Raw genomic sequence first — 17224 nt, forward strand, 5'->3', positions numbered from 1 at the left:
TCGTATCCAGGGCTGATGTGGCCCGCCCGGGGAACGGGGCGGACCAGGGTGGCAGGCTCAGGCCTCCCAGTACATGTACTGCGGGTACATTTCCTGCGAGATGTGGATCGCCGCGCCTTTCAGGTTGGTCTTGGAATGGTTCGCAAGACCCCGGAAATACGGCTGAATGATCACGCCTTCGTCGACCATGATCTGCTCGAGTTGCGCCATCAGGGCTCGGCGCGCTTCGACATCCGGCGTCGCCAGCGCCTGTTCGACAAGCGCGTCGAAGGCCTCGTTGGCAAAGCCGGTCTCGTTCCACGACGTGCCCGAGACATAGGCCAGCGCATAGGTCTGGATGCCCAGTGCGCGGTGGTTCCAGTTCGTGACGGAGAACGGATACTTGGCCCAGTCGTTCCAGAAGCTCGACGAGGGGATGACGGTCCGCTTGATGTTGATGCCTGCGTCGCGCAGCTGCGCGGCAATCGCATCCGCCGTCGCCTTCCAGAAGGCCGAGTCGAGCGAGATCAGTTCATGCTCGAAATCCGCCATGCCCGCCTCTTCCAGCAGGGTCATCGCCTGCGCCGGATCGTGCAGGGCCGGGCCGATGTCGGCATAGTCGGGGTGAACCTTGGAAACATGGTGGTTTTCGCCTACGGCGCCAAGATCGTTGTAGGCCAGTTCCAGCACCACGGCATTGTCCACCGCCAGCGCCAGCGCCCGGCGGACGCGGACATCGGCATAGGGTCTGCTGCCGCCGGTTTCCGCATTCTGGTTGGTGCGCGCCAGAACCACGGCCCCGGTGGTCACGGTGTGCTTGGTCCAGCCGTCCAGGGCATCGAAGGCCGGGATGAAATCGCCCTCGGTGTCATAGGTCACGTCGAATTCATCCGCATCGGCGGCCGCGAAATGCGACGCCGGATCGGTGCCGAAGTCGATCAGTTCCACGCGGTCCATGAAGGCGCCGTTCCCGGCGTTCCACCAGGTGTGATCCGCGTTGCGCACCAGCGCGGCGGCCTCGCCGACGGTGTAGAATTCTGGCAGGTAGGGGCCGGTCCCGACGGGATTGTCGACCATCGTGGCCTCGTCAAAGCTCTCGTGCACGATGGCGGCGGGATAGTCGGACATGCCTGCGATCAGCGAGATGTCCGGCTTGGGCAGGGTGATCGTCACCGTCAGATCGTCGACGACCGTGACCGCATCCGGCAACATGGTGCCGGTTTCGGGGTCAACGATGGTCGCGAAACGGATCGCCATAGAGTTCGCCTCGACCCGGCTGTCGCACCAGCGTTCGATGTTGCGCGCCACGTCCGCAGCGGTGAAGGGATCGCCGTTGTTCCAGGTCACGCCGGGACGGACATTGAGCGTGTAAAGAGTCGCGTCCTCGTTGATGTCCCAGCTTTCCAGCAGCGCGGGCGTGAACGACCCGTCCGAGTTGTACTGCACGAGGTATTCCAGCCAACCACGGGTAAAGTTGGCGAGGCTGTTGAAGTCGAACTTGCGCGGGTCGCGCATGCCGACGATTTCTTGCTGGATGCGGACGGTTCCGCCCACCTGCGCATGGCTGGCCGCCTGCGCCGGGGCCGGCATGCCCAGCATGGCATAGGCCGTCGCGGCCGAGGCGCCAAAGGAACAGGCCGTGGCCAGGAATTCGCGGCGGCTGACGGCATCGTCACCGACCCGCGCCGCCGACTTGGCCAGGAAATCCGGAAGGGGTTTGCCGCTTGGCGTCGTGAAGGTCATGTTCATTCCTCTCTGTTGGGTCGTGAGGGGGACCGCCCTGTCGGGAAGCAGCGTGAGGACTGCGGGAAGGCGCGCGGCCGCAAGGGGCCCGGTCGGCCGCGCGGGTTTCGGTGTCAGGCCGGGACGCGGATGCGGTCCAGGCCGTCTTCTTCGGTGACGGTGGCGCAGATGCTGGACAGGGTGCGCGGCTCTTCGTAGGGCCAGGGCGTGCCACGATGCATCACGGCGCGCTGGTCCCAGATCAGCACGTCCCCCACCTGCCAGTTGTGCGCATAGACAAAGGCGGGCTGGGTGCAGAACTCTGTCAGCTCTGCCAGCAACGCCTCGCTTTCGGCCTCGTCATAACCATCGACCTTGAAGGCATGGCTGGCGATATACAGCGCCTCGCGCCCGTTGATCGGGTTTTCCCAGACCGCGTTCCAATGGGTGTCCGGCCACTTGTTGAACATCGGCAATTCGGCCAGTTCGGGCGAGATCTTGCGCCGCGAATGGCTGTAACGATGCCAGATGCCACGCCCCCGGATCCTGGCCTTCATCTCTTCGGGCATCATCGCCCAGGCCGCGCGGGTCGAGGCAAGCTCTGTCGCGCCACCGGACGAGGGCACGACGCGCGCGGTAATGATATTGATCAACGCGGGCGTGGGCAGAAAGGTGCTGTCCGAGTGCCAAAGGAAGTTGGTCTTCAGGTTCAGCGTCTTGAGGTCCATCTCGCCTGAGGTGGTGCCGTCCTCCTGGACGTTCGAGACCTTGGAAATCTTGAACCCCTCGCCCGGCTTGCGCTCATCTGCCTCGCGATCCTCGATCGGGCCAAACAGCCCGGCGAGCCGCAGGTGTGTCTCGTCCGTCATGTCCTGTGCCCGGAACAGCAGCGCCGAATGCTCCTCGAACAGGGCGCGGATCTGCGGGAACAGGTGATTTGCCGTGACGGTGTTCAGGTCGATGCCCTGCACGTCCGCGCCGAAGTGTGGCGTCAGCGGTTTTGTCTGGATACTCATTGGTTCAGTCCTTGGCCTTTGCTTCGATGTCGTCTGCGGAGAGATGGCGCACCATCTCCCAGGCCCGTGACTTGCCGGGGTTCAGCAGTCCCTTGGGGTCCATGCGTTTCTTCCACGCCAGGTGCCGGTAGTCGGCATTCTTCAGACCGCCGCCCTCGACGTGGTAGGTATGGGCGTCGGCCACGGAAAACCCATGCGCGCGGTAGGTGTCGTCGATCTGGCGCAGGCGGGTCTCGTCGGTGAACCAGATGATCGGCAGATCGAACGCGACGATCCTTCCGTCCACGCGGGCGAATTCATGGTGCTGCCAGACGTCATCGCCCACCGCGGCACCCAGACACGCCACGGCCTCGGCGTCCGACGGATCGCCGACACCGTATTGCTGGTAGGTGGCAGAGCGGTCGGCCTTGAGCACCTGCAGCGTGGTGTGATTGTAGGCAAACTCGAACACATGCGGGATGCCCTTGGCCTTGCGTTCGGCATCGTCGAGGGCGAGGTCCACCGTCCCGCCCTGCGCCGCGATCAGGGCGTGAAAAGCCTCCATGTCCTCTCGCGGGACCAGCGCCACCAGAAGGTGCCGCCCCTTGGTCAAGTGCCCTTCGAGCCGGGGAAAATAGTCGACGATCCGCGCCTCGACGGTCGAGCACAGCTTGCGCCCGATGGTTTCGCTTTGCGCCAGCGCGTAACCGGCGGCATAGCAGTCGCGATAGCTGTCGAAGGTGGCCATGCAGCCGATCCAGTCGCGGGTCGGCACGGTCCGCAGCGTCACCTCTGTAATCGCACCGTTCAGGCCCCAGGCGTGGTGCAGTTGCAGCGCCTCTTCGGCGTCGAACACACGCTCCTGTGGCGCCTCCTCCACCGACAGCGCCTTAAGGCTGATGATATTGCCTTTTTCGCGCAGCGCGCCGTTCGCGATGGACCCGATCCCGGCGCTGCCCCCGGCGACAAAGCCGCCGATGGTCGCGATGTCCTGGGTCGAGGGGAACATGGCCATTTCCCAGCCCCGCGCGATAAGGGCCGCGTTGATGTCGGCCATCAAGGCCCCCGCCTCGACGCGCACGAAACCCTCACCGATTTCCCGGATCCGGTTCATCGCCGTGGTTTCTATGATCAGCCCTCCCTGCAGCGGCACGGCCTGCCCGTAGTTGCCGGTGCCGCCACCGCGCAGCACGACGGGCAGGTCATGCGCGTAAGCAACGGCCAGGCACTGTGCGAGTTCCCCGGACGTCGCGGGCCGGGCCACCAGGTCCCCGAAGCATTTCTTGAGCTGCGCGTTCAGGATCGGCGAGTACCAGAAGAAATCGCGCGAGCGTTTCTTGATCAGCACCGGCTCCTCGATCACCTCGACGGGGGCAAGCTCGGCGGCAATCCCGCGCCAGTTGGTCTGTTTTTCTGTCATGACAGGGCTCCCAAAGCGTCGGACAGGCGGCGCGGCGCGGTGCCGCCCAACAGGTCCGAGCTGTCGGTTGCGTCGAAGACAAGCAGATCCCCGATGGCGGCCCCGTCGACGGTTCGGGGCGCCAGTCCCAGCGCGCTCTGCGCGTTGGTGGTGATCAGTGGCAGGTGGTCGCCCAGCGGCGGGTCGAGATGCGCCGCCAGCACGCTCAGGCCCAGCACATGCAAAGGGTCATGCCGCCCGATGGGGCAGAAGGCATCGCGCACGTTGTCGGCGCCGATCGTCATGGTGACGCCAGCGGCCTGCAATTCGTGCAGCCGCGTGACACCGCGCCGGTCGGGCGTGCCCCCGGTGCGGCCCTGAAGGTAGAGGTTGGTCTGCGGCAGCATGGCGACGGCAATGCCCGCCCGCGCCAGCTTGTCCGCGATCCGGGCCACGTCCACATCCGCCAGGTTTGCCAGCGAACAGGCATGGCCGCACAGGACCGGCCCCTGAAACCGCGTCGCAAGCGCCGCATCCGCGATGCGTTCCAGCCCGTCGAGCCCCTCTGCCAGACCTTCATCCACGTGGAAATCCAGCGCCAGTCCCAGCCTGTCGGCCTCGCGGAACATGTTGGCAAGCCCGGCGTCGCGCTCTGGCTGGTCAAGGACGAATGCCCCCAGCACGCCGCCCTGATCGCGGAGCCCCTGCGCACAGTGTCGGGCGTAGTCCGGATCGGCCATGCGCTCTATCCCCGTCAGGGCCGCACGCTGCACGGTCAGGGCACTGTCTGCGGCCAGGTCCCCCAGGATATCCCAGGCCAGTGGAACGGCCCGGGGATCGGCAGCCTCGCCCCAATCCACATGCGTCCGGACCGCGCTGCATCCGGCCTGTTCCAGCTCTTGCAGTCCCCGCGCGGCGCGGCTGCGCAGGTCTGCTGCCGTCCAGTTGACCTTGTCCGCCTTCTGCGCGGCAATGGCCGTGGCCAGGTCCCCGCCAACGCCCTGCATGCGGCCGATGCTGTGGCACTTGTCCAGGTGCACATGCGGCTCTGTCAGGCGTGGCAGGACCATGCGCCGAGGAGTGCCGCCCGAGGCGATCAGGCCGGTCGCGCGCCCGTCCCGGATGACCAGGTCCCCGGCCATGCAATCCGCCGCCAGCGCGCCGCCGAACGCCGCCGGATCGGCCAGCAAGGCCCGCGGCACCAGGACGCCGGGCAGGCAGTTGTCCATCCGTTCGGGCCGCGTCATGGCCGCACCCTCCGATGGTCGAACCCTGCGAACTCGGCGAGAAAGGCCGCAAACCCGCGCGCTGCACTGTCGAGCAGGGCCGCCCCCTTGTCCGCGGTCGCGGCGGCCGCGTTGCCACAGGCCCCCTGCCCGTTCAGATCCTGCGCCAGCCAGCCGGGGCTGGCGGGCTTGCTCCCCAACCCGATGTGCGGAAAGGCGCTGTCCCAATCCGTCATCGCCGGGCGAAAATCCCGCGCCTTGCTCATGTCCACGCGGTCCGGCCGCAGGGCCAGCATCGCCGAGGTCTCGCTGTCCCCAGCATGAATGTCATGGGCGTAGCTTTCCGGTGCGTAGATCCCCTGCCACTCGGCGAAGCCGCCCCAGGAACAGCTCACCACGACAAGGTCATGCTGCAAACGCAGATCGCGCGCGGCCACCTGCAACAGCGCGCTGTTGCCACCATGCCCGTTGAACAGAACCAGCCGCGTCACCCCGGCGCGCGCCACCGAGGCACCGATCTCTCGCAACACGGCCAGGAGCGTTTCTGCCGAGAGCGTCAGGGTCCCGGGAAACGCGATGTGCTCGTCGCTCTTGGTGATCGTCAGACCGGGCAACACCAGCACCGACTGCTCGGGCGCCAGGGCCGCCAGCATCCGGTCCGCCACCGCGCCGATCAGATCGCTGTCCACCGAGAGCGGCAGATGCGGGCCGTGCTGCTCGGTCGCGCCCAACGGCAGAACCGCGACCGTCTCTTGCGGCAGGTCCGGAAACGCCGCCGAAGGCAGGTCTGCCCAATAGCCCTGCACGCTCATGCCGGGCGCCCGATGAAACGGTCGAGGAACCCCTCGAACCACGCGCCCTGCACCGAGTCATGTTGCGCCAGCAGGCGGTCCTGTTCGGCGCGGTCCTGCACGCCGGGACGGCCATAGACACCGGCCTTTTGCACCTGCCAGCGGCGAAAGCCCGGCTCTGTCACTTCGGGATGGAATTGCAGGCCATAGACCGTTTCATCCATCCGAAAGGCCTGGTTCGCGTAGTTGTCATTCGCGGCAAGGCGCACGGCCCCCGTCGGCAGATCGAAGGTGTGGAAATGCGCCTGGCAGACAGTCAGCGGTCGGTCGAGAAAATCGCCCGCGGTCTCGGTCGGGGTGATCTCGTAATATCCGAACTCGAAGATCTCGCGCTTGCGCGCACCGGCCCAGGCACCGTGGTGATGCGCGATCATCTGGGCACCCTGGCAGATGCCCAGGACCTTGATCCCGGCCGTCAGGCAGGCATCGATCCAGCGGTATTCCTCTTTCAGGAACGGATGCCGGTCGGTCTCGTAGACATTGTACAGCCCGCCATAGATGATGGTCGCGGCAAGATCGTCGCCCGGCACACCAAGCGCCTCGCCGCCAAACGGGCGACGGGTATCCACCGTGTAGCCGGCGTTCTCAAGCCAGGCGGTTGCGCGATCGTCAAGCGGCTCATCCCCGTGGCGCACGGATAGCACACGCTGTCCCATATCATTCCCCTCAAAAGGAACTGGTTGCGTGGCCCTGTGGAAGATCCGTGCCAGAGATGTCCCTAAAGGCTTCCAGAACTGCCCGAAACTGGCAAGGCTTTTGTTTGATCAGAAAACGTTCAATATTGTCATATAGTTGACAAAGTTCACACCTTTGAGGCCCCCGAATGCCCATTCTCAAGGCGGGGCAATCCCGCGGGCCGATCCGGCAAGGATCGACCTGTTCGGACGGACTGTATGGAAGATGATTCGAGGCGCCACAAGAGTTGGGCCCCGCTTGCCGACATCACCGCAATTCGATGCCGTCGACCAATCCGAAAAGCGCGTTCAGCGTTTCCATCTTGCGTTCGACCGGGGCAAAGACCACCTCCGCGCTCGACGTATCGGCGCCCAACAGTCTCAGTTGTTTCACATCCTCGTTGCGCCCCGTTCCTGTCCGCCAGACAAAGCCGATGCCCATGCCATTGACCACCGCCTCGTAGACGCCATCCCGGTTGTCGAGGGTCAGGAACGGCGCCGGGGACACGTCGTGGCGCCGAAAATAGCGGTCGAGAACCTTCTGCGTCGACGACCCGGTCGTGCGAAAGATCAACCTGTGGCGCAGCAGGTCTTCGCAGGTGACGGCCTCTGCGCTGGCCAGAGGGTGTGACAGCGGCACGATGGCGACGACATTGTTCGTCAACAGCACCTGGCGGCGGAAACGCCCGTCCTTGGGCACCTCTGGCAGGATGCCGACGTCGACGGTGTGGTTGATGACCTGCCGCATGATCTTGTCATGCGAACCGGTGGTGACCTGCAAGGCAACCTGCGGGTAGGCCTTGTTGAAAGCCGCGATCACCGACATGCCGGGCATCGCGTTGCCCAGCCCCACGGACAACTCCCCCTTGGTCAGCGACCCGTGGCGCCGCAGCATCTGCTCAAGCGTTTCGTATTCGCTGATCACGCGCTCGGCCGCATCACAGAGCCTTTCGCACAGGGGCGTCGGATGCAGTTTTCCCTTTTCTCGGACGAAAAGCACCACGCCATACCCTTCTTCCAGCTTGCGCACATGCTGCGAGATTCCCGGCTGGGTGACGTTCAACTGCCGTGCAGCCGCAGCGTAAGAGCCGGATTCGGCCACTGAACGAAGCGCTTCGAGGGTGCGAAGGGGAATAGTCATGGCCGATCCAAAGCAGGTCTATGGGTTTCCCAAAGCATAGCTTTGCTTTGTCACAGCCATGTCACGGCAAGCAGGCAAATGTGCCGCCGAGGCCGGAAACGGTCGCACTCGAACTTGAACGATCACTTGTCCCCACACCAGACCACCTCGGCGCAGGTTGCGCCGAGGTCCAGGGAGCCTTTGCCCGTGGCCTCAGTACTGACCGTAAACAACCAGATCACCAGCCAACTTTCGCCCGACCTGGTCGCGCAGGATCGTCTTGTTCTGTGCGATCTCGATGGCTGTCTTGTCTCGGAAGGCCGCGCCTACACGGATTCCGCCTCCTTCCTGCAGAGCTGCGGAGAGCGCCTGTGGCTGGTGTCCAACAATTCGTCCCATTGCGCCGCGGACCTCAGCGCCCGGCTCGCGGCGATTGGCCTGAAGGTGCCGGCCAAACGGATCCTGCTGGCCGGGGAGCAGACATTGGCGCACCTGGCGCGCCTGCATCCCGGCGCGCGCCTGGCATTGTTCGCCAGCCCGGCAATGGAACAGGAAGCGCGGCGCCTGGGCTTTGCCCTGACAGGGGACAGGCCCGACCTGGTGCTCTTGTGCCGTGACACGCAACTGTCGCTGGACAGGTTGAACGCGGTCGCGGCCCTGGTCCAAGGCGGCGCTGCCTTCTGGGTTTCCAATACCGATACCGCACACCCCGGCCACGCTGGCCAGCCCATCGCCGAAACCGGCGCCCTGCTGGCTGCGCTGCGCGCCATGCTGACGGAACTGAAGTTCGAGAGTATCGGCAAACCCCACCCCCATCTCGCCGCGCTGGCGCTGGCGCGCACCGGCGTTTCCGCCTCCGAGGCCGTCTTTGTCGGGGATAACCCGGACACGGATGGCGCCATCGCGCGGGCCATCGGCACCCGCTTTGTCCTGCTTCGCCGCACGGGAGCCCCGGAATGACCCTCTATATCCTGCGCACCCTGCTCAAGATGGTGCTGACCCTGTTCGCCATCATCACCCTGGTCTTCTTTGCCACGCGCATGTCGGGCAGCCCGCTGGACACCGCCCTTGGTGACGGTCTGTCCGCGGAAGATCGCGCCTTGATGATCGAGTACTTCGGTCTGGATCGATCGATCTGGCATCAATACCTCGCCTATCTGCGCGGCATCCTGGAAGGCAACTTTGGCCTGTCCTTCATCGAGCGCCGCCCCGTGGCCGACATCGTGGCCGAACGCATCTGGCCCACGCTGCAACTTCTGGGCAGCGCGCTTGCGCTGACGCTGGTGGTGTCTGTCCCGCTGGGCGTGGTCGCGGCACTGTGGCGCGACAGCTGGATCGGCAGCGCGGTCATGGGGCTGGCCTTTATCGGCTACGCGGTGCCCAATTTCGTCATCGCCACCTTCATGGTGCTGATCTTTGCCTTCTCGCTCAACTGGTTGCCGGTGGTGGGCAACGGCACGGCCTGGCATTTCATCATGCCTACGATTGCCATGTCAGGGGTGCTGATCGCGGCGCTGACCCGGTTTACCCGCAACGCCATGCTGGACGTGCTGGGGCAGGATTTCATGCGCACCGCCCGCGCCAAGGGCCTGCCGGAAACGGTCGTGATCCTGAAACACGGCTTGCGAAATGCGGGTGTCACGGTGCTGTCTGTGCTGGGCTTGCAGATCGCCGGCATGGCGGCCGCGGGCAACGTGGTGGTCGAGGCCATCTTCAGCTGGCCCGGGATCGGAGAGCTGCTCGTCTCCGCTGCCATCATGCGGGACTACCCGGTGCTGCAATTCGGGGTGATCTCCGTCGCCTTCGCCGTGGTCGTCATCAATGCCCTCACCGACATCGCCTATGTCGTCGCGGATCCGCGCATCCGCATGGCGAAAGGATAAGACCATGACCGCCAGCACTCACATCCCCTCGCGCGCGCCCTTCCTCTTGACGCTTTGGCGTGACAGCAATGTCATCCAGAAGGTGGCTGCACTGTTCGGTCTGTCTCTGGTCCTCATGGCGCTGCTGGCACCGCTGATCGCCCCTTTCGATCCGCTGGCCCAAAGCCTGATCTCGCGCCTGCGCCCGCCGCTGGGGTTCGAGCGCTACAAGGACGGGTTCTACCTCGGCACCGACGAACTGGGCCGCGACGTCCTTTCGCGCAGCCTGCACGGCCTGCAACTGACCCTTGGGCTGGCACTTGCGGGGGCCACCATTGGATTGCTGATCGGCGGCACGCTGGGCCTGTTCGCCGGGTTGCGTCGCGGCTTTGCCGAGGACGCGATCATGGCCGCCGTCGACCTGCAGATCGCCGTGCCCTTCACCCTGCTGGCGCTCTTGATCCTGGCGCTTTTCGGGTCGTCGCTGACCGTCATGATCTGCGTCCTGGGCATCGCCGGTTGGGAGCAATACGCCCGGATCGTGCGCGCCGAGGTCCGCAAGATCATCGAATTGCCCTTCATCGAGGCGGCCCGCGCCTCGGGGGGCGGTCAACGGTATATCGCGCTGACCCATGTCCTGCCCAACATCGTCTCGCCGCTGGTGGTGCAGTTCACCCTGTCCCTGTCCAACATCGTGATCCTTGAATCGACGCTGTCCTTCCTGGGCCTTGGGGTACAGCCCCCGACCGCCACTTTGGGCAGCATGGTCGGCTATGGCCGCGACTACATGCCCACCGCCCCCTGGATGGTGATCGCCCCTGCTGCGCTGATCATCCTTGTCACCTTTTCCGTGCAGATCCTCGGCGACTGGCTGCGTGACCGCGCCGATGTCCGCTTGCGCGACCGCTAAACAAGAGGCCGAAGACGCCCGTCAACGTCCTTCAATGGAGACAATCATGAAAACCCTTCTGATGACCACTGCTGCTGCGCTTCTGGCCAGCTCTGCTCTTGCCCAGTCGATCACCGTCGGCGCGGCCAATATCTCGGACTACCTCGATCCCGGCCGCGACCATTCCAACGTCGGATCGCAGTTCTACTACAACAGCTTCGACACGCTGATCGACCGCGACCACTCCAAGCTGGAGCCCGAATGGGTGCCCGCGCTGGCCACCGAGTGGCGGCTGGTGGATGACACCACGATGGAGCTGAAGCTGCGCGAAGGCGTCAAGTTCCACAACGGCGAAGACATGACCGCCGACGACGTGGTGTTCTCGCTGAACCGCATGTACCAGGCGACCTTTGCCCCCTATGTCGTGCGCTCCAAGGACCGTCTGGCAAACTTTGCCGAGGCGGTGAAGATCGACGACCATACCGTCCAGATCAAGGTCGAGCGCCCCGAGCCGCTGTGGGAAACGCTGGTTTCGCTGCAACAGGTCATGATCATCCCCGAAGACTATACCAAGGCGCTGTCCGGCGACCCGGACGTGGCCGAGGACGGCGATTTCGAGGCCTTCTCGCTGGCCCCCGTCGGCACCGGCCCCTACGCGATCTCGGAATTTGTTCCGGGGCAAAAGGTCGTCTACAGCCGCTTTGACGCGTTCTGGGGCGACCGCGCGCCTCTGGAAAAGGCCACCGTCATCCGCATCCCCGAAACCGCCAGCCGTATCACCGCACTGAAGACCGGCGAAGCGGACATCGTCACCAATATCGCGCCCGACCAGCTGGACCTGATCAACGCCGACCCCAACCTCAAGACCGAAGGTTCGGCCACCGCGCTGTTCCACGTCATGATCATGAACGTGAACCATCCCAACCTGGTCGACCCCAAGATCCGCCAGGCCATGTCGATGGCCATCGACCGCGACCTGCTGAACGAGGCGCTGTGGCTGGGCAAGGCGATCGTGCCCTCGACCCACACGATGGCCGAGATGGGCGAGTTGCACATGCCCGAGCTCGACACATTCGAGTACAACCCCGAGAAGGCGCGCGAGTTGCTGGCGGAATCGTCCTACGACGGCGAGGAAATCGTCTTTGACGCCTACCCGGTCTATTACACCAACGGCGTGCTGGCCGCGCAGGCCATCACCGAAATGTGGGCCGAGGTCGGCATCAAGGGCCGCGTGAACGTCACCGAACAGTGGACAGGCGCCAGCCCGGAGCTGATGGCGCGCAGCTGGTCGAACCCGATGTATTTTGCCGACCCCTTCGGTTCGTTCGGGGTGATGTGGGCGCCGAACGGCCCCTCCGAAGGCTCGGGCCGCTTCAACACCGACGCCGAATATGCCGCGATCTGGGAACGCTTCCGCTTTTCCGAGGACGTCGAGGCACGCAAGGCCGCCTACGTCGAGCTGATGGACCGCATCAAGCAGGATCCGCCGGTCCTGCCGCTGTACCGTCCCTTCGAAAGCTGGGGAATGCACAAGGGCATCGACTGGGCGCCGCAGCCCGGCCACATCCCCTACGTTCTGGATTTCCGCGCCGGCGCCATCGCGCTTGCCGACAGCTGAACACCTTTGGCGCGTCCCGAACGGGGCGCGCCACCCCTCCCTTCAGGACCACACACACCATGACCTTCCGCATCGCCACCATCGCCGACATTCACCACGGCGCCCCCTCGCACACCAAGCGCGGCGATACCGCGCTCTCGCTGATGGCGGATTTCGCCGCATGGGCCAATGCCGAGGCCCCCGACCTTGTGCTGGACCTGGGCGACCGTATCTCGGACATCGACGAGACCACGGACCTGCGGTTGGAAGCCGAGGTGGCCGAGGCCTTCAAGGCCGTGAACGCGCCCATCCATCACGTCAACGGCAACCACGACCGCGACCACCTGACCACGGCCCAGAACGAAGATATCCTGGGCCAAAGCCTTGGGAACGATGTGCTGGACTGCGGCGATTGGCAGATCGCCCTGTGGCGGGCCGATCCCAAGATCAGCCGGGGCACCGACCGGATCGGGTTCGACCTGCCGGAACCGGACCTGCTCTGGCTGTCGCGCACCATGCAGGCCGCCGAAAAGCCGACACTGGTGGTCAGCCATGTCCCGGTTTCGGGACACGGCCAGACCGGCAACTATTACTTTGAACGCAACCCAGGTGTCTCTCGCTATCCGCAAAGCGACCGCGCCCGGCAGGCCCTGTCGCAGGCCCGCGTCCCGGTGGTCTGCCTGTCCGGCCACGTTCACTGGAACACTGTGACCACGGTGGACGGGATCACCCATCTGACCCAGCAGAGCCTGACCGAAAGCTTTACCACCCAGGGCGCGCCCGCCGCCGCCTGGGGGATGATCGAACTGTCCGACACCCTGCATTGGCAAGTCTTTGGCGCAGACCCGTTCGAGGCGCGCATCACCCCGAAACCCGGGCGCTGGACGCCCGCCCTGATGCCGTTCTGACCCATGCTTGATGCTCCCGTCCTTTCCGTAAAATCGCTGACTGTCGCCTTTGGCAGCCATACCGCCGTGCGCGATCTGTCCTTTGACATCCATGCCGGCGAAACGCTGGCACTTGTCGGGGAATCCGGCTCGGGCAAATCGGCAACGGCCTTGTCGGTCATGCGCCTGATCGAACGTGAGGGCGGGCGCATCACCGCCGGTCAGATCCGGTTGGGCGCGCAGGCGCCGATCGATCTGGCGCAATTGTCCGACCGCGGGATGCAGACCCACCGTGGCAACCGCATCTCGATGATCTTTCAAGAGCCGATGACCTCTCTCAATCCGGTCATGCGGATCGGCGAACAGCTGGGCGAGGTGCTGCGCCGTCACCAGGGCATGGGCCGCAACGAGGCACGTATCGCCGCCGAACGTGCACTGGACCAGGTGCGCATCCCCGATCCCGCCAGACGTCTGGACCAATATCCACACGAACTGTCGGGCGGGTTGCGCCAGCGGGTCATGATCGCCATTGCCCTGGCCTGCCGACCCGACGTGCTGATTGCCGATGAGCCGACAACGGCGCTGGACGTCACGACACAAGCCGAGGTTCTGAAACTGCTGAAAAGCCTTCAGCAGGAAATCGGCATGGCAATCCTGTTCATCACGCATGACATGGGCGTGGTGGCGGAAATCGCTGATCGTGTCGTCGTCATGCGGCACGGCAATACCGAAGAGGTTGCCTATACCGGCGCTCTCTTCAAGGCCCCGCAATCGCAATATGCACGCGACCTCATGGCGGCAACGCCCAAGCTGGGCCTGTCGCCCCTGCGGCCGCAGGTTCCCTCCGCGGAACCGGTGCTGAAGGTCGAAGGCCTGTCCAAGAGCTTTGCCCGCAGCGGCGGCTTTCTGAAGTCGAAGGTCAAGGTGCCCGCCGTCAAGGACGTGTCCTTTGAAATCCGCCCGGGCGAGACGCTGGGTCTTGTCGGGGAATCCGGCTGTGGCAAGTCCACCCTGTCGCGCACCCTGATGCGCCTGATCGAGCCGGATGCCGGACGCGTCATCCTGGCCGGGCGCGAGCTCACCGGCCTTGGCACGCAGGCACTTCAACAGGCACGCGCCGATGTGCAGATGGTCTTTCAGGATCCGTTCGCCAGCCTCAATCCCCGCATGAAGGTGCGCGATCTCATCACCGAACCGGCCTATCTGCACAGCGGATTGAAAGGCGCCGCCCGCGCGGCACTGGCCTCTGACCTGCTGGAGATGGTGACGCTTGATGCCTCGGCCGCCGACCGCTATCCGCATCAGTTTTCAGGGGGCCAGCGCCAGAGGCTCTGCCTTGCGCGGGCACTGTCGGTTTCCCCCAAGGTGATTGTTGCGGATGAAGCCGTATCCGCGCTCGATGTTTCCACCGCCGCTCGTGTCACCGCGCTGATGCAGGACCTGCAGGAGAAGCTGGGGATCGCATTCCTGTTCATCTCGCATGACATTGCGGTCGTCGAACGTGTCAGCCACCGTATTGCTGTCATGTACCGGGGCGAGATCGTCGAAGCGGGCGAGACTGAGCAGGTGCTGCGGTCGCCCCATCATCCCTACACGAAAAGACTGCTGTCCGCGGTGCCCAGCCCCCTTCCCCGAAAGCCCGGCCGCCAGGATCTGCAATTGCCCTCGCACAAGACGCTGGTTCTCTCCGGAGGAGTGACCTGACTCGAAATAGTGAAAACTGGCATGCCCCCGTCGGGTGGTCCGGTTTGATTGTTAGTGCATCGTGGGCCTTTGGTCCATCGGCACGATGCTGTCTGGTGCAGGCGGGCGATAGCCCAATGCGCTGTGCGGCCTGACGGTGTTGTCGTGGATGCGCCATTTCTCGATGAGGATTTGAGCCTCGCGTAAGCTGTAGAACAGATCACCGTTTAGCAGCTCGTCCCTGAACCGGGCATTGAAGCTTTCGCAGTATCCGTTCTCACAGGGCGAACCTGGTTCTATGTAGGCTGTCTTGACGCCCACAGCGGCGATCCAGTCCCGCACTGCTGACCTTGGGCCGTCATTCAATGCTGCACGTGGCCACCGATGTCCGGTTTGGGGAAGCCGCGCCGCAGCGGGCGCGGCCTAACGAAAGACGGCTAAGGGCCGGTGAGCGATATGCTGCTGTGCCCGGGTGGCCTCGCGACCCGCTGCAGCGAGGCGTGACTGTTTCGAGCCCATTTCCGCCGTTCTGTCTCATCAACTGCGACGTGCGCCCGCAAGTGCCTGCAGAACACCTGGCGATGTGCTATGCTCGTGACACATCTTGAACCGCGAACCGGACGCTTTGCGGCGTCCTCATCTGGCTGTCGGACCATCGCACTCACTGCATCGACGGCGTGAAACCGAAGCACTCAGGCCTCGCTGGGCACGACCTCTGCGGTCGGCCGCGAGGATCATGGGAACAGCGACCATGACAGGAAATTCCGGCTTTCAGCTGAGACGGGGCGGTCCAGAGGTCTATGAGGCTTCCTGGGTTCGCGCCCAGATGGGCCGCGCCGCCGAGGATCTGGTCGCAACCGCCGATGTCGTGCCCGGCGACCGGGTGATTGACATCGGCTGCGGCACTGGCGTTGTGGCGCGCGTGGCGGCCGCACGCACGGGTTCGGCCGCAGATGTTACGGGAACCGACGTCTCCGCCGAAATGGTCAAAGCCGCGGCCCGGTTCGCCGCAGAGGCCGGCTACCCGGAAATCGCCTGGCTGGAATGCGATGTCACCGCAATGCCGCTGCCGGACGCGGCCTTCGACGTGGGACTCTGCCAGCAAAGTCTGCAGTTCATGCCTGACAAGCCGAGTGCGATGGCCGAGATGGCGCGTGTCATCAAGCCCGGTGGCCGTCTGGCTCTGAGCGTCTGGAAGACGCGGTCTCCAATCGGTGCGGCCTTCTCGACGGTCCTGGACCGGGAATTCGGTGACGGCACAACCGCGCCGTGGGACATGGTCTACTCACTTGGTGACCGCGACAGTCTGCACGATCTGGCCGCGGGCGCAGGCCAGATAGACGTCCATGTCGCCTTTGACGTGAAATTCGCCCGCCATCCCGATTCAACGGCCTTCATAACTGCCGCCATCGCGGGCTCACCCATCGCGGAAACAATGGCAGAGCTTCCCGCGGCCGAGCATGACCGGCTGATCCAGGAGATCGTCGAAGAACTCGCGGACTTCCATGACGACGACGGCCTCGCCGTCCCGGCGGAATGCCTGACTCTGAGGGCGCGAAAGTAGCGGGTCCGCTTCGTCCCGTGCAGCCGGCCTTGCTCTCCAGGCGCATGCTGCACGACGTCACGGACGGTCGGTTCGGGGAAGCCGCACCTTAGCGTTGGTCAGCCGGGCGAAGGTCCGTTTAGGGCCGGATGCTGCGCCAGACGCGGAGGGCGGAAAGCTGACATCCGCGCCGGGTGTGCAGCCACAGCGTCAGTCGACATCCCAAACCCAAGGCTTCCATATACCCATCATCACCAGAACGCCGTCTCCGGTTCGACAGCGAGACAGTGTGCGATCTCATACAGCAGAGAGTGATTGCCGATGTATGGCCAAAGAATTCGACCGTCAGTTCGACACCTCTATCGCCTCACTGCATTCACCTTGAGCAGTTCTGCACTATGTTATTGAACGAGAGGGGGTGAACCTTATGGCTGCACCAGCTCAAGTGACTTGGGCCAAGGCTGCTCGGAACGGCGCAGAAATCGTGGCGATCGGCGGGGTCCGAAAATCGTTTTTCGGCAAGTCGAAATGGAGCCTTACAGCAGAAGAGGCGATTGTTCTGATGGAACAGGACGAGTGGTGTTTCTTCGTTGAGGTCGACGATGAGAAGGAGTGGCTGGACGTCCGCGAGGCGGCGGATGGCCGCAAGACGATCAGCGCCGACGGCCCTGCAAAATTCCTTCTCTGAAAAGCCTCTTGGCGTTGCTGGCGCTTCCCCCATAGCGCCTCTCTTGGGCGGACCAGTTGAAATCCGGCCGCACAGGGCTAGCCTGTAAAATTGAAAAAACGCAGAACCA

General features: G+C 64.4%; 15 protein-coding genes and 1 pseudogene. 8 read left to right on the top strand and 8 right to left on the bottom strand.

All coding sequences use genetic code 11. The annotated features are described in order from the left end of the window. Positions 1 to 57 precede the first annotated feature (57 nt). The 7 genes from PVW46_RS11485 to PVW46_RS11515 form a co-directional block, all read right to left on the bottom strand. Positions 58 to 1722 (bottom strand): ABC transporter substrate-binding protein, encoded by a 1665-nt coding sequence (locus PVW46_RS11485; protein ID WP_069209674.1) that lies wholly within the window; start codon positions 1720 to 1722, stop codon positions 58 to 60. Positions 1723 to 1835: 113 nt separating this feature from the next. Further along, positions 1836 to 2717 (bottom strand): TauD/TfdA dioxygenase family protein, encoded by an 882-nt coding sequence (locus tag PVW46_RS11490; RefSeq protein WP_069209632.1) that lies wholly within the window; start codon positions 2715 to 2717, stop codon positions 1836 to 1838. 4 nt (positions 2718 to 2721) lie between these two features. Continuing rightward, the gene (locus PVW46_RS11495) at positions 2722 to 4116 is read right to left on the bottom strand and encodes an FAD-binding oxidoreductase (RefSeq protein WP_069209631.1); all 1395 of its coding nucleotides are present in this window, start codon (positions 4114 to 4116) and stop codon (positions 2722 to 2724) included. Next, positions 4113 to 5342, bottom strand: a complete 1230-nt coding sequence (locus PVW46_RS11500; protein WP_083242300.1) for an amidohydrolase family protein — start codon at positions 5340 to 5342, stop codon at positions 4113 to 4115. The genes PVW46_RS11495 and PVW46_RS11500 overlap by 4 nt, the downstream gene beginning before the upstream one ends. Next, complete coding sequence (locus PVW46_RS11505; RefSeq protein ID WP_069209630.1) at positions 5339 to 6133, bottom strand: creatininase family protein; 795 nt, start codon at positions 6131 to 6133, stop codon at positions 5339 to 5341. Before PVW46_RS11505 ends, PVW46_RS11500 begins: the two co-directional genes overlap by 4 nt. Then, a complete protein-coding gene (locus PVW46_RS11510) occupies positions 6130 to 6828 on the bottom strand; it encodes a glutamine amidotransferase-related protein (protein ID WP_069209629.1) in 699 nt (232 codons plus the stop codon). Before PVW46_RS11510 ends, PVW46_RS11505 begins: the two co-directional genes overlap by 4 nt. Positions 6829 to 7114: 286 nt before the next feature. Further along, positions 7115 to 7987: a LysR substrate-binding domain-containing protein gene (locus tag PVW46_RS11515; RefSeq protein WP_043145589.1), complete on the bottom strand. Its 873-nt coding sequence runs from the start codon at positions 7985 to 7987 to the stop codon at positions 7115 to 7117. Positions 7988 to 8173: 186 nt separating this feature from the next. Between PVW46_RS11515 and PVW46_RS11520 the strand changes: the two genes are divergently transcribed. Genes PVW46_RS11520 through PVW46_RS11545 form a run of 6 tightly spaced genes read left to right on the top strand, consistent with a single transcriptional unit; the run spans position 8174 to position 14905 of the window. Further along, positions 8174 to 8926 (top strand): HAD-IIA family hydrolase, encoded by a 753-nt coding sequence (locus PVW46_RS11520; protein ID WP_274575999.1) that lies wholly within the window; start codon positions 8174 to 8176, stop codon positions 8924 to 8926. Then, on the top strand, positions 8923 to 9849 hold the full coding sequence (locus tag PVW46_RS11525; RefSeq protein WP_043145587.1) for an ABC transporter permease: 927 nt from the start codon (positions 8923 to 8925) through the stop codon (positions 9847 to 9849). The genes PVW46_RS11520 and PVW46_RS11525 overlap by 4 nt, the downstream gene beginning before the upstream one ends. Before the next feature lie 4 nt (positions 9850 to 9853). Beyond that, positions 9854 to 10738 (top strand): ABC transporter permease, encoded by an 885-nt coding sequence (locus PVW46_RS11530; protein WP_069209628.1) that lies wholly within the window; start codon positions 9854 to 9856, stop codon positions 10736 to 10738. 46 nt (positions 10739 to 10784) lie between these two features. Continuing rightward, positions 10785 to 12335: an ABC transporter substrate-binding protein gene (locus PVW46_RS11535; RefSeq protein WP_069209671.1), complete on the top strand. Its 1551-nt coding sequence runs from the start codon at positions 10785 to 10787 to the stop codon at positions 12333 to 12335. 59 nt (positions 12336 to 12394) lie between these two features. Continuing rightward, a complete protein-coding gene (locus tag PVW46_RS11540; RefSeq protein WP_069209627.1) occupies positions 12395 to 13222 on the top strand; it encodes a metallophosphoesterase family protein in 828 nt (275 codons plus the stop codon). A 3-nt stretch (positions 13223 to 13225) separates the two neighbouring features. After that, positions 13226 to 14905: an ABC transporter ATP-binding protein gene (locus PVW46_RS11545; protein ID WP_069209626.1), complete on the top strand. Its 1680-nt coding sequence runs from the start codon at positions 13226 to 13228 to the stop codon at positions 14903 to 14905. A 51-nt stretch (positions 14906 to 14956) separates the two neighbouring features. Here the strand turns inward: PVW46_RS11545 and PVW46_RS11550 are convergent. After that, positions 14957 to 15232: pseudogene (locus tag PVW46_RS11550) on the bottom strand (integrase core domain-containing protein); the annotation flags it as partial. Positions 15233 to 15710: 478 nt separating this feature from the next. On the opposite strand from PVW46_RS11550, the gene PVW46_RS11555 reads away from it, so the two are divergent. Both PVW46_RS11555 and PVW46_RS11560 read left to right on the top strand, forming a co-directional pair. Beyond that, positions 15711 to 16448, top strand: coding sequence for a class I SAM-dependent methyltransferase (locus PVW46_RS11555; protein ID WP_274576003.1), 738 nt, complete (start codon positions 15711 to 15713; stop codon positions 16446 to 16448). A 406-nt stretch (positions 16449 to 16854) separates the two neighbouring features. Further along, on the top strand, positions 16855 to 17115 hold the full coding sequence (locus PVW46_RS11560; protein ID WP_043145583.1) for a hypothetical protein: 261 nt from the start codon (positions 16855 to 16857) through the stop codon (positions 17113 to 17115). Positions 17116 to 17224: the final 109 nt, after the last annotated feature.

It is taken from the genome of Mameliella sp. AT18 (genome assembly GCF_028807275.1).
In the GTDB taxonomy this organism is placed as follows: Bacteria; Pseudomonadota; Alphaproteobacteria; order Rhodobacterales; family Rhodobacteraceae; genus Antarctobacter; species Antarctobacter albus.

What these genes read in the sequence shown, in the direction of transcription:
- PVW46_RS11485 (WP_069209674.1), bottom strand. Translation starts at nt 1,722, where the DNA reads ATGACCTTCACGACGCCAAGCGGCAAACCCCTTCCGGATTTCCTGGCC.
- PVW46_RS11525 (WP_043145587.1), top strand. Translation starts at nt 8,923, where the DNA reads ATGACCCTCTATATCCTGCGCACCCTGCTCAAGATGGTGCTGACCCTG.
- PVW46_RS11500 (WP_083242300.1), bottom strand. Translation starts at nt 5,342, where the DNA reads ATGACGCGGCCCGAACGGATGGACAACTGCCTGCCCGGCGTCCTGGTG.
- PVW46_RS11535 (WP_069209671.1), top strand. Translation starts at nt 10,785, where the DNA reads ATGAAAACCCTTCTGATGACCACTGCTGCTGCGCTTCTGGCCAGCTCT.
- PVW46_RS11515 (WP_043145589.1), bottom strand. Translation starts at nt 7,987, where the DNA reads ATGACTATTCCCCTTCGCACCCTCGAAGCGCTTCGTTCAGTGGCCGAA.
- PVW46_RS11490 (WP_069209632.1), bottom strand. Translation starts at nt 2,717, where the DNA reads ATGAGTATCCAGACAAAACCGCTGACGCCACACTTCGGCGCGGACGTG.
- PVW46_RS11510 (WP_069209629.1), bottom strand. Translation starts at nt 6,828, where the DNA reads ATGGGACAGCGTGTGCTATCCGTGCGCCACGGGGATGAGCCGCTTGAC.
- PVW46_RS11495 (WP_069209631.1), bottom strand. Translation starts at nt 4,116, where the DNA reads ATGACAGAAAAACAGACCAACTGGCGCGGGATTGCCGCCGAGCTTGCC.
- PVW46_RS11545 (WP_069209626.1), top strand. Translation starts at nt 13,226, where the DNA reads ATGCTTGATGCTCCCGTCCTTTCCGTAAAATCGCTGACTGTCGCCTTT.
- PVW46_RS11540 (WP_069209627.1), top strand. Translation starts at nt 12,395, where the DNA reads ATGACCTTCCGCATCGCCACCATCGCCGACATTCACCACGGCGCCCCC.
- PVW46_RS11530 (WP_069209628.1), top strand. Translation starts at nt 9,854, where the DNA reads ATGACCGCCAGCACTCACATCCCCTCGCGCGCGCCCTTCCTCTTGACG.
- PVW46_RS11555 (WP_274576003.1), top strand. Translation starts at nt 15,711, where the DNA reads ATGGGCCGCGCCGCCGAGGATCTGGTCGCAACCGCCGATGTCGTGCCC.
- PVW46_RS11505 (WP_069209630.1), bottom strand. Translation starts at nt 6,133, where the DNA reads ATGAGCGTGCAGGGCTATTGGGCAGACCTGCCTTCGGCGGCGTTTCCG.
- PVW46_RS11560 (WP_043145583.1), top strand. Translation starts at nt 16,855, where the DNA reads ATGGCTGCACCAGCTCAAGTGACTTGGGCCAAGGCTGCTCGGAACGGC.